Source organism: Actinomadura pelletieri DSM 43383 (assembly GCF_003634705.1).
In the GTDB taxonomy this organism is placed as follows: Bacteria; Actinomycetota; Actinomycetes; order Streptosporangiales; family Streptosporangiaceae; genus Spirillospora; species Spirillospora pelletieri.
Genome location: NZ_RBWU01000001.1, coordinates 359878 through 371815 on the forward strand (window position 1 = coordinate 359878; position 11938 = coordinate 371815).

Annotated in this window: 7 protein-coding genes; 1 reads left to right on the forward strand and 6 read right to left on the reverse strand. The window is 68.7% G+C overall.

Annotated elements, in window-relative coordinates; genetic code table 11:
* Positions 1-211: 211 nt before the first annotated feature.
* The 6 genes from narI to BZB76_RS01645 form a co-directional block, all read right to left on the reverse strand.
* Complete coding sequence (gene narI, locus BZB76_RS01620; protein ID WP_121432510.1) at positions 212-970, reverse strand: respiratory nitrate reductase subunit gamma; 759 nt, start codon at positions 968-970, stop codon at positions 212-214.
* The gene (gene narJ, locus BZB76_RS01625; RefSeq protein WP_121432511.1) at positions 967-1602 is read right to left on the reverse strand and encodes a nitrate reductase molybdenum cofactor assembly chaperone; all 636 of its coding nucleotides are present in this window, start codon (positions 1600-1602) and stop codon (positions 967-969) included. Before narJ ends, narI begins: the two co-directional genes overlap by 4 nt.
* Complete coding sequence (narH, locus tag BZB76_RS01630; protein ID WP_121432512.1) at positions 1599-3332, reverse strand: nitrate reductase subunit beta; 1734 nt, start codon at positions 3330-3332, stop codon at positions 1599-1601. The genes narJ and narH overlap by 4 nt, the downstream gene beginning before the upstream one ends.
* Complete coding sequence (locus BZB76_RS01635) at positions 3332-6976, reverse strand: nitrate reductase subunit alpha (RefSeq protein WP_246006697.1); 3645 nt, start codon at positions 6974-6976, stop codon at positions 3332-3334. The genes narH and BZB76_RS01635 overlap by 1 nt, the downstream gene beginning before the upstream one ends.
* 129 nt (positions 6977-7105) lie before the next feature.
* The gene (locus tag BZB76_RS01640) at positions 7106-8347 is read right to left on the reverse strand and encodes an MFS transporter (protein ID WP_337959727.1); all 1242 of its coding nucleotides are present in this window, start codon (positions 8345-8347) and stop codon (positions 7106-7108) included.
* 119 nt (positions 8348-8466) lie between these two features.
* Positions 8467-9117: a LuxR C-terminal-related transcriptional regulator gene (locus BZB76_RS01645; protein ID WP_121432514.1), complete on the reverse strand. Its 651-nt coding sequence runs from the start codon at positions 9115-9117 to the stop codon at positions 8467-8469.
* 201 nt (positions 9118-9318) lie between these two features.
* Here BZB76_RS01645 and BZB76_RS01650 point away from each other — a divergent pair, with 201 nt between their 5' ends.
* Positions 9319-11928, forward strand: coding sequence for a serine/threonine-protein kinase (locus BZB76_RS01650; RefSeq protein ID WP_121432515.1), 2610 nt, complete (start codon positions 9319-9321; stop codon positions 11926-11928).
* Positions 11929-11938 lie beyond the last annotated feature (10 nt).

The following is an 11938-nucleotide window of genomic DNA, read 5'->3' on the forward strand; positions in this document are numbered from 1 at the left end:
GCTGCGGGATCTTCAGGCGTATGGGCGGGTGCGCGCCGCCGAACTCGGGATCGAGGCCGTTGAGGTGCCTGAGCGGGTCCGAGAATTTCTCAGCGGTGGGGACGGCAGTCCGCGGCGCACGATGGGGTCCCTCCCGTGGAGAGTCCGTGGCGTGGGGTTTGTTGTCGTGGGGTGCGGGTTCGGGCAGGCCGCGGTTACGGGCGGTGCGTTTTTAGGGGACGCGGTCCCAGCCTCTTGGGGGGTGGTGCATTCCTAGTTGTTCGTCGCGGCTGCGGTAGATGATGTAGGGGCGGGTCAGGTAGCCGATGGGGGCCGTGAGCATGTGGACGAGGCGGGTGAACGGCCAGATGCAGAACAGGGCCAAGGCGCTGAGGGCGTGGAGCTGGAAGAGGATGGGGACGCCGGTCATGAGGTCGGGGTCGGGTTGTAGGTAGAAGACCGAGCGGAACCACGGGGAGACCGTTTCGCGGTAGTTGTAGCCGCCGCCGACGATGTTGGCGGCGACCGTGGCGGTGAGGCCGAGGGTGATCGCCACCGCTAGGACCAGGTACATCATCTTGTCGTTGCGGGTGGTGGCCAGGAAGACCGGGCCGACCGTGCGGCGGCGGTAGATGAGGATCGCCAGGCCGGTGAGGGTGCAGAACCCGGCGAAGGTGCCGAGGACGACCGCGATGATGTGGTATGTGTGCTCGGTGATTCCGACGGCCTCCGTCCAGGAGTCGGGGATGGCGAGTCCGCCGATGTGGCCGAGGATGACCAGGAGGATGCCGAAGTGGAACAGCGGGCTGCCGATGCGGAGTAGTCGCTGTTCGTAGAGCTGGGACGAACGGGTCGTCCAGCCGAACTTGTCGTAGCGGTAGCGCCAGATGTGGCCGAGGACGAACACCGCGACGGTCACATAGGGCAGTGCCACCCAGAGAAGGATGTCGGTGACGCCCGGGTCGCCACCGGCGGCGGAGAGACTGGTCATGAGCGCGCTCCTAGAGCCGGATCGGGCAGGAAGACCGGGCCGTAGGGGGCCAGGCCGACCTGTTCCTCGGGTGGTCCTTCCGCTATGAGGCGGGCCACGGCGTCCTCGATGCGGCCGGTCAGGGGCGGAAGCGTTGCGCTGATCGCGTCTAGGACGGGGGCCCACGGGGACGCGGTTTCGGTGAGAGACAGGCGCAGGAGTTCCAGGCCCGCGCGGTGTTCGACGAGGAGGCGGCGGCCCTCCGTCAGGTCGGCTGTGGCGGCGAACTCCAGGACGACCGCGAGATGGTCGGGCAGTTCGGCGTCGTCCAGGACGAGCCCGGCGGCCTGGTAGGTCTGCTTGAAGCGGAGGAGGGCCATGCCGCGTTTGCGGGTGTCGCCGTAGGCGTAATAGGTGAGGTACAGGCAGCAGCGTCTGCGGTGGTCGAAGGTCGCGACGTAGTCGGCGGCGAGGTCCGGCTGTGGTGTCGTGTCCAGGTGGTCGAGGACGCGGGTCAATGGCTTCGCGACGGACGGGGGCAGTGTGGCGGTGGCGCGGCGGAGTAGGGGGCGCCGTTCCAGGAGTTCGGTGTCGGGGTAGCCGAGCAGGAGCGACGAGACCTGGTAGGTCGTGGAGAGTTGGGGATCTCTCATGGTTTCGGCTCCGTTTCGGCGTCGCCGGAGTCGGCGGGTGGGTTCGTCCCGTCGGGGCCCGGTTCGTGGCGTTCGGGGAACAATCCGGCGGGGGCGCCCTTGCCGTCCCAGTTGAGGAGGTTGACGCGGTGGCGCTTGTCGGCGGGGTCGGCCGGGTGGTCGGCGGTCTGGCGTTGGCGCAGCATGTGGAAGTTCTCGACCGCGATGGGGTTGGGGCGACCGGACGCCTCGCCGAACGGGCCGGAGCCTCCGGCGGTGCCGGAGCCGCCCATGCCGGGGCCGCCCTCGTAGTCGAGGGCGCAGTCGGTGGCCAGCTCTTCCAGGTGGTGGGCCTGTTCGGCGTGTGCGGGTGGGATGACGTATCGCTCTTCGTACTTGGCGAGGGCCAGGAGGCGATACATGTCGTAGATAGCCTCGCCGGTCATGCCGACGCTGTCGGGGATGGTGTCGTCGGGGTCGCGGCCCAGGTTGATGTCGCGCATGTAAGCGCGCATTGCGGCGAGACGGCGTAGGACGGCGTCGACCGGTTCGGTGTCCCCGGCGGTGAACAGTTCGGCGAGGTATTCGACGGGGATGCGTAGCGCGTCGATCGCGGCGAACAGGTTGGCCGGGTTCTCGGCGTCGTGGCCGGTGTCGCGGACGACGTCGACGACCGGGGAGAGGGGCGGGATGTACCAGACCATTGGCATCGTCCGGTATTCGGGGTGCAGCGGCAGCGCCACCTTGTAGGTGTTGATGAGGGAGTAGATGGGCGAGCGTTGCGCGGCTTCGATCCAGTCGGCGGGAATTCCCTCTTGTTCGGCGGCGGCGATCACCTCGGGGTCGGTGGGGTCGAGGAAGACCTGGCGTTGCGCTTCGTACAGGTCGGTGTCCTCGGGGGTGGACGCGGCTTCGAGGACCTTGTCGGCGTCGTAGAGGATCAGGCCGATGTAGCGCAGGCGTCCGACGCAGGTTTCGGAGCAGACCGTGGGGATGCCGACCTCGATGCGCGGAAAACAGAACGTGCACTTCTCCGCCTTGCCGGTGCGGTGGTTGAAGTACACCTTCTTGTACGGGCAACCGGACACGCACATCCGCCAACCCCGGCACCGGTCCTGGTCGACGAGCACGATGCCGTCCTCGGTGCGCTTGTAGATCGCGCCGGACGGGCAGGACGCCGCGCAGGACGGGTTGAGGCAGTGCTCGCAGATCCGCGGCAGGTAGAACATGAAGGTCTGGTCGAACTCCGTTTTCACCTTGTCGGAGATCTCCTGGAGGAGGACGTCCTTGTCCAGGTGGTCGATGGAGCCGCCGAGGTCGTCGTCCCAGTTCGCCGACCAGGACACCTTCATGTCCTTGCCGGACAGCAAGGATTTGGGGCGCGCGACCGGGGTGTGCTCCTGGAGTGGGGCGTTGGTGAGGGTCTCGTAGTCGTAGGTCCAGGGCTCGTAGTAGTCGGCCATGCTCGGCATCTTCGGGTTGGCGAAGATGGTGAAGAGCTTGCGGACCCGGCCGCCGCCCTTGAGCGCGAGACGGCCGCGTTTGTTGAGTTTCCAGCCGCCGCGCCAGCGTTCCTGGTCTTCGTAGCGGCGGGGGTAGCCCTGCCCGGGACGAGTTTCGACGTTGTTGAACCAGACGTATTCGACGCCGCTGCGGTTGGTCCATGCCTGTTTGCAGGTGACCGAACAGGTGTGGCAGCCGATGCACTTGTCGAGGTTCATCACCATCGCCATCTGCGCCATCACGCGCATCAGTACTCCACCTCCTGGGAACGGCGGCGGATCACGGTGACCTCGTCGCGTTGGTTGCCGGTCGGGCCGAGGTAGTTGAACGCGAACGACAGTTGCGCGTACCCGCCGATCAGATGGGACGGCTTGATCAACAGCCGGGTGAGGGAGTTGTGGATACCACCGCGGCGGCCGGACGTCTCCGAGCGCGGGACGTCGATCAGTTTGTCCTGGGCGTGGTACATGTACACGGTGCCCTCGGGCATCCGGTGCGAGACGATCGCGCGGGCGACGACGACGCCGTTGCGGTTGACCGCCTCGATCCAGTCGTTGTCACGGACCCCGATCTTGGCCGCGTCCACGCCGCTCATCCAGATCACCGGGCCGCCGCGTGAGAGCGACAACATGAACAGGTTGTCCTGGTACTCGGAGTGGATCGACCACTTGTTGTGCGGGGTGAGGTACCGGACGGTCAGCCCCAGTTCGCCGGTCGTGCCGAGTTCGGGTTCACCGAACAGCGCGGTCATGTTCAGCGGCGGCCGGAACGTCGGGAGTTGTTCGCCGAGTTCGGCCATGTAGTCGTGGTCGAGGTAGAAGTGCTGGCGTCCGGTGAGGGTGTGCCAGGGTTTGAGGCGCTCGACGTTGATGGTGAACGGCGAATAGCGGCGGCCTCCAGTTTCCGAGCCGGACCACTCGGGTGAGGTGATGACCGGGACGGGCCGGGCCTGCGTGTCGGCGAACGTGATCTGTTTGCCCTCGTGTTCGGCGGCCAGGTCGGCGAGTCGTGTGCCGGTGCGTTCCTCCATGGTGCGGAAGCCCTGGACGGCGAGGTGCCCGTTCGTCGTTCCGGAGAAGGCGAGGATCATTTCGCAGGCGTGGACGTCCCGGCGCAGGGACGGGCGTCCGTCCGCCGGGCCGCCTCGGACGACGCCGTTCTTGTGCTTCAGGTATTCGACCTGTTGGGCCACGTCGAAGGTGAGGCCCTTGGTGGTGGCGCCCAGCTTTTCGGCCAGGGGGCCTAGCGCGGCCATTTTCGCGGCCACCGCTGCGTAGTCGCGTTCGACGGTGACCAGCTTCGGCATCGTGACGCCGGGGACGGGTTCGCATTCGCCGTCCGCCCAGTCGAGGACGCGACCGTGCGGCGTCGCCATTTCGTCGGGCGTGTCATGCAGGAGGGGGACGGCGACGATGTCCTTGCGGGTGCCGAGGTGTTCTTCGGCGAGTCGGCTGAACTGGTCGGCGATGGTCTGAAAGGCCCGCCAGTCGCTGCGGGTCTGCCACGGCGGCCCGATCGCCGGGTTGAACGAATGCACGAACGGGTGCATGTCGGTGGTGTTCAGATCGTGCTTCTCGTACCAGGTCGCGGCCGGGAGCACGATGTCGGAATAGACGGTGGTGCTGGTCATCCGGAAATCCAGCGACAGGAGCAGGTCGAGCTTGCCGGACGGGGCATCGTCCCGCCAGACGACCTCCTTCGGCCGGACGTCCGGCGGCGCCTCCTGCGCCCGGACGGCGTCCGCCGCGCCGAGCAGATGCCGGAGGAAGTACTCGTTGCCCTTGGCGGACGAGCCGAGCAGGTTGGACCGCCACACCGTCAGGACGCGGGGGAAATTCTCGGGGGCGTCAGGGTCTTGGCAGGCGAACTTGAGCCTGCCTTCCTTCAGTTCGTCGACGATGTACTCGCCGGGCGACTTCCCGGCGGCCTCCGCCTCGTCGGCCAGGACCAGGGGGTTGCGGTCGAACGTCGGGTAGGACGGCATCCAGCCCAGCCGCGCCGCCTGCGCGATCACGTCGGCCGTCGACCGTCCCGCCAGCCGTCCGGGCCTGGTCGAGGGGGCCGCGGACAGGGTGTCGGCGCCGAACTGGTCGTAGCGGAACTGGTCGGTGTGCAGGTACCAGAACGCGGTGCCGATCATCTGCCGGGGTGGACGCGACCAGTCCAGCCCGAACGCGAGCTGGGCCCATCCGGTCACGGGACGGCATTTCTCCTGCCCGACGTAGTGCGCCCAGCCGCCGCCGTTCACGCCCTGGCAGCCGGTCAGCGTGGTCAGCGCGAGGAACGTCCGGTAGATCGTGTCCGAGTGGAACCAGTGGTTGGTGCCCGCCCCCATCACGATCATCGACCGGCCGCGGGAGTCCTCGGCGTTCGCGGCGAACTCGCGTCCGATCCGCTCGGCGGCCTGCGCGGGGACGCCCGTGATGGCCTCCTGCCACGCGGGGGTGCCTGGATGCGCGGCATCGTCGTACCCGGACGGCCATGAACCGGGCAGACCATCCCGTCCTACCCCGTACTGGGCCAGAAGGAGGTCGTACACCGTGGTGACGAGGTGGCCGCCGACCCTGCGGGCCGGCACGCCCCGGCGGAGCGTCCCTGCCGTGCCGTCGAGGCCGTCGAAGCGGGGCAGTTCGATTTCGACCGATTCGTCGCCTTCCATGGACAGGAGGGGGTCGGTGTCACCGAGGTACAGGTTCCACCTGCCCTTGCCCGCCTCGCCGTACCGGAAGCCCAGCGACCCGTTCGGGACGGTCGGGTGCCCGGTCGTCGCGTCCAGGATCACGGTCTTGAACGCGGCGTTCTCCGACTCCGCCTCGGCGCCCGGCAGGTCGGCGGCCGTGAGGAACTTGCCCGGGACGTGAACGCCGTCGCGTTCCTCAAGCCGCACCAGGAACGGCAGGTCGCTGTACCGCTTCACATAGTCGGTGAAGTACGGGACCTGCCGGTCGACGAAGAACTCCTTGAGGATGACGTGCCCCATCGCCATCGCCAGCGCGCCGTCCGTGCCGGGCTGCGCGGCGAGCCACTCGTCGGCGAACTTGACGTTGTCGGCGTAGTCCGGGGACACCGCGATGACCTTCTGTCCCCGGTAGCGGGCCTCGGTCATCCAGTGCGCGTCGGGGGTGCGGGTCACCGGCAGGTTCGAACCCCACATGATCAGGTATCCGGCGTCCCACCAGTCGCCCGACTCCGGGACGTCGGTCTGGTCGCCGAACACCTGTGGGGACGCCACCGGAAGGTCGGCGTACCAGTCGTAGAACGACAGCATCGTCCCGCCGAGCAGCGAAACGAACCGGGCGCCCGACGCGTGCGACACCATCGACATCGCCGGAATCGGGGAGAATCCGGCGACCCGGTCGGGGCCGTACTCGGCGATCGTGTGGACGTGGGCGGCGGCGATCATCTCGGTCGCCTCGTCCCAGGACGCGCGGACGAGGCCGCCGCGTCCCCGCGCGGCCTTGTAGGTGCGGGACCGCTCCGGGTCGGAGACGATCTCGCGCCATGCGGCGACCGGGTCGCCCGTCCGGGCCTTCGCCTCCCGGTACATCTCCAGCAGCACGCCCCGGATGTACGGGTATCGCACGCGTGTCGGCGAGTAGGTGTACCAGGAGAAGGACGCGCCGCGCGGGCAGCCGCGGGGTTCGTACTCGGGACGGTCCGCGCCCACCGACGGGTAGTCGGTCTGCTGCGCCTCCCAGGTGATGATGCCGTCCTTGACGTACACCTTCCAGGAACAGGAGCCGGTGCAGTTCACGCCGTGGGTCGAGCGCACGACCTTGTCATGCGACCAGCGGTCCCGGTAGAACGCGTCCGCCTGACGGCCGCCTTTCTTCGTCACCGTCCGCAGGTCCGGCGACACCCGCGCCCGGGTGAAGTACCTGCGCGTGCTCACCAGCGCGTCTTCCAACGGCCCGTCAAGACCCGGCCGGCCCCTCGTCGAACTCAACCTTGGAGTCCCTTCGGTCGCTTCGTCGTCCGCTCCGCGAAGGCTGTCAAACGAAGCGGATCTTGTCACTGCTCGTCAGGCGGCGGGCCCGCGGCTCGCGGCTCTTTGCACCACCGTGGCGGTGAACACCGCCGCGGCCCCCGCCACGATCGCCAGCAGGAGGAGGCCGAGCATGTAGGAGTCCAGGACGCCGTAGATCGTCCCCATCACCAGCGGTGGAACGAACCCGCCCAGACCACCCGCGGCACCGACCACACCGGTGACCGCGCCGACCATGTTCGGTGGCGCCAGCCTGGCCACCAGCGCGAACGTCGCGCCGCTGCCCGTGCCGAGCGCCGCCGCCATCGACAGGAACGCGATCGTTCCCAGCGGCATCAGCGGCGGCGCGAACGCCTGCACCAGCGCGCCCGCGACCGTCACCGCCAATGCGGCGCCGAGCACCCGTGTCGGCCCGATCCGGTCCGACAGCCATCCGCCGATGGGACGCATCAGGACGGCCAGCAACACGAAGCCCGCCATCCGGTTAGCCGCGTCGGCCTGCGACAACCCGTACTCGGTTTTCAGGTATGTCGGCAGGTACACCGAGAACGCCACATAGCCGCCGAAGGCCACCGCGTACAGCGCGGACGCCTGCCATGTGACGGGGAGTCGGGCCGCTGCCGCCAAGCGTTTGGTGAGCGGTTCGCGCGGGGGTGTCCGGCCCGGGGCTTCGCGCAACACCGTCCAGGCCACGGCCGCGTACACCGCCAGCAGCACCGCGGTCAGGACGAACGGAACCGCCGTTCCCCGCCAGTCGATGAGCTTCACGGTCGTCAGCGCGCTGATCGCGGTACCGCCCATGCCCGCGCCGAACACCCCGACCGCGAACCCGCGACGTTCCGGCGGGAACCACGCGTTCACGAACGGGACCCCGACCGCGAACGCGGTGCCTCCCACGCCCAGAAAGAAACCGCCCACCAGCAGCGCGGCCAGCGAGGAATGCCCCCAAAGGCCTAGATACAGGACGGGGAAGATCGTGATCAGCGAGACGAGCGGGAACATCAGGCGTCCGCCGAAACGGTCGGTCAGCGCCCCGACCGGAATTCGTCCCACCGAGCCGACCACCACAGGCACGGCCACAAGGAGCGATGTCTCGAACGACGACAGCGTCAACTCGTCCTTGAAGCGCGGCCCGAGGGGGCTCAGCAGCGCCCACGCCCAGAAGTTTACGGCGAACCCGACGGTGGCCACCACCAGCATGAGCATGGGCCGGGCATCGCCTCCGACCCGCCCGGAGCCCGCCGGACGGGGCGCGCTCTCCTGTCCCGTCTTCGTCACCGTGCCACCGCTTCCGTCATCGTCCAGAGCCAACCGGCAGCCATGATCGGCTTCCGCGTTTCTCACCCTGACGGACGCCCTTAATCCCTCGATAGGGACCTTCGTCCCCTCGGTGAGGGTCAGTCGTCGCGCTGGAGATACGTCAAGATCGCCAGGACCCGGCGGTTGTCCAGCGAACTGCGGGGCAGGTTCAGCTTGTCGAAGACGTGGCTGACGTGCGTGCTCACGGTGTTCTTCGACACGTGCAGGCGCTCGGCGATGCCACGGTCGGTGAGGCCCTCGGCGAGTAACCGCAGTACTTCCCGTTCGCTGCCGCTCAACCCGGACAGCCGCTCGTCACGGCTGCGGGCCCGCATCAGGTCGCCGACCAGCTCCGGTTCCATGACGGTGCCGCCTCCGGCCAGATGCGTCAGCGCCCGGCTCAACTGGTAAGGCACCATGATCCTTTCCTTGAGGAGATATCCGGTGCCTTTCTCGCCGCTCGCCAGCAGCCGTTCCGCGCACTCCGGAATGGCGTGATCGGAGAGGACCAAAATTCCGAGGCGGGCGTGGTCGCTGCGCAGGGCCAGGGCGACGCGGACGCCCTCGTCCTTGAAGTCGGGGGGCATTACCAGATCAAGGACCACCGCGTCCGGACGAAGCGTGGAGACCGCCGGGGCCACCTTGTCTGGATGGTCCAGCATTCCGACCACCTGATGCCCCTCTTCGGTGAGCAACTGGTGCAGCCCCACCCGGGTGATGAGCTGGTCGTCGACCACGAGCACACGCATGACACATCCCCCTCGACGACCGGCCACCGCGCCCCGCCAATCCTAGATCGATCTTCGCAGAAGGCCATCCGGCGGCGGCGAATTCACCATTTATCACTAGGCGCGTTCCAGACAACCGGTGATGTGTGATCAAAGGCGCCGACCGTAGCCTGAACTGTCTCACCGATGGGGAAATCTGGTGCTTGACAGGGGGAAGCGGATATGAGCGGTTGGAGGGTGCCCGGATACACCGAGTTGGGGGAACTCGGGGCCGGGGCGCATGGACGGGTCGTGCTGGCCCGCGACGACGAGGCGGGAACCCTCGTCGCGATCAAATACGTGGCCACGGAGGAGCGGACGGCACCGCGCGTGCCGGACGAGCGCGAGGCCCGGATCATGGCGGCGGTGGACCATCCGAACGTCGTCCGCCTGCACGCTCTTGTTCGGGGCACCACAGGCATCGCGCTGGTGATGGACGCCGTCGAGGGCGTCTCGCTGACCCGGCTGCTGCGCCGCCATTCCACCCTGCCGCCCGAGGCCGCGCTGGCCGTCCTCAAGGGATCCCTGCTGGGGCTGGCCGCCGCGCACGCCGCCGAAGTCGTGCACCGCGACTACAAACCCGACAACGTCATCGTCGACGACGACGGCGTCAGCAAGCTCATCGACTTCGGGGTGGCGTCGGTCTCCGGGGAGGCGTCGGTCGCGGGCACCGCCGCTTACATGGCGCCGGAACAGTGCAACGGCGACCCGGCCGGGCCCGCCGCCGACGTCTACGCCGCCACCTGCGTGTTCGTGGAATGCGTCGCGGGACGACCGCCCTACCGGGGCGACCAGGACCTGGTGTTAATGGCCCAGCACGTACACCAACCGGTCCCGGTGGACCTGGTGCCCGCGGCGCTGCGCGGGCTGGTGACACGCGGGATGGCCAAGAACCCCGACGAGCGTCCGCCGGGCGCGGCGGAGTTCGTCCAGGAACTCGAGGCGGTGGCCCAGGAGCAGTACGGCGAGGACTGGGAGAGCCGCGGCGTGGTCGTCCTTGGCGCGGCGGCGCTGGCACTGCGGTCGAGCGGCGCCGGACCCGGCGCCGCACAGGGCGGAACGAGCATCGCCGACACGACGCTCACCACCGAGGCGGTCGCGGGTCCCGCAGCCGCCGGTTCCGTGGCCGCCGTCGCTTCGCCGTCCCTACGGGCCTCCGCGCGGAACGCCGCGATGGACCAGGCCAAGCGGCCACTCCGATCCAACCTGGCGCTTCTCTGCGTGGGCCTGCTGGTCCTGATGGCGCTGGTCGGCTCGGGCGTATGGGTCCTGCGGGACGACACGACGATCAAAGAGGTGTCGCGGCCCAAGCCACAACCCACACAGCCCGCGCCCACACCCACGCCGCCGCCCACCCCCGCACCGTCCACGCCCCCACCGCCGACATCCGCGCCGCCCACACCCGGGCCCTCCACACCCGTGCCACCCACGCCGGAGACGTCCTCGGCACCGAGCCCTGGCGAGAAAGGTGGGTCTCGAACGGTGTCCAAGGGCGGGCCGACGAAGTCAGGGGGCAAAGACCGGCCTGGGGAAACCGGTGGGGCGCCGTGCCCGCCTTTCACTCTTCCGTCCCATGACTTTGGTTCCGTCCAGATGGGACGGACGGTGTCCGAGGAATTCACCTTCCCCCGGCGGGCGTGCGACAACGTTCAGGCCATGTCCGTCCAGGGAGCCGGGGCCTCCGCGTTCGGGGCGCCGGTACTCATCTCGTGCCCGCCGCCGGGCGCGGAGTCGCTGTGCCGGTTCCGGGTGACGTTCCGTCCCACCGAACGCGAGGGTTCCTACAGCGCGACCGTCGTGGTGCCCTCGGTGAGCGGCGGGACGGCCGTGACGCTGCGCCTGACCGGAACGGCCGTCCGACCCGCCGAGCCCTGCCCGCGACGTGACGTGCCCATTCAAAGTCCGGAGTTCGACGCGACCGAGCCGGGCGAGACGGACTGGAAGGTCGTCACCATCCCGTGGGACTCGTGCTTCGACGCCGACAAGATCCGGCTGTCTGATGGCTCGGCATTTGTACTTGGTGAGGGCTCCAATTGTCCGGCGTCGCCTGGCGCCACCTGCCGTGTGCCGGTGGGCTTCAGCCCGCGGACGCCCGGGACGTTCACCACGACGCTGATCGTCCCCGACAAGACGGGACGGGCGGCGGTAACGGTGCCACTGACCGCTCGGACGTCGCGGTCGTGTGCGCGGGGTGTCGCCGGGGAGCAGTACATGTTCCCCAAGACCAGGGTGGGCAAGCGGTCAGGGACGGTCATCACCATTCCGTGGGACTGGTGCTACGACGCCGCCTCGATGGCGCTGACCAACACAGCGGCGTTCCACCTCAAGCCGCCCGAGTCCTGCCCACAGGACGCCGCGACCTGCGAGGCCCTGGTGATCTTCGCGCCCACGGAGCCGGGTGAGCACAGCACGACCCTGAAGGTGTCCGACCGCGCGGGCCGACTCGGCGCCACGGTCACGATCTCCGGTTTCGCCCTCCGTGCACATAGTCCGGGCGGACGGACTCCAGGCGGCGACGGGAAGGAGCCGTGCAATCCCATTCTTCGCGCGTGCCCGAGCACAAGCGGCAATCCCACCGGGTCACCGCGGGATAAGCCGGAAGAGCCGCCCTCGGAACCGGCTCCCAAGCCCGAGCCCAGGCCTGAGCCTGAGCCCGAGGAGCCGGAGCCTGGGGAGGGGTCGGACGAGCCGGACGAGCCCGCGAAGCCGGAACCGGAGCCCGAGCCGTCGACGGCGCCGTCCGGGATTCGGCCGACGCATGCCGGACGAGGCCGGGTCGTGCCGAGGAAGTAGCCCCCCACCA

Coding starts and splice junctions, on each gene's coding strand:
- narI (WP_121432510.1), bottom strand. CDS start 970: ATGACCAGTCTCTCCGCCGCCGGTGGCGACCCGGGCGTCACCGACATC.
- narJ (WP_121432511.1), bottom strand. CDS start 1,602: ATGAGAGATCCCCAACTCTCCACGACCTACCAGGTCTCGTCGCTCCTG.
- narH (WP_121432512.1), bottom strand. CDS start 3,332: ATGCGCGTGATGGCGCAGATGGCGATGGTGATGAACCTCGACAAGTGC.
- BZB76_RS01645 (WP_121432514.1), bottom strand. CDS start 9,117: ATGCGTGTGCTCGTGGTCGACGACCAGCTCATCACCCGGGTGGGGCTG.
- BZB76_RS01650 (WP_121432515.1), top strand. CDS start 9,319: ATGAGCGGTTGGAGGGTGCCCGGATACACCGAGTTGGGGGAACTCGGG.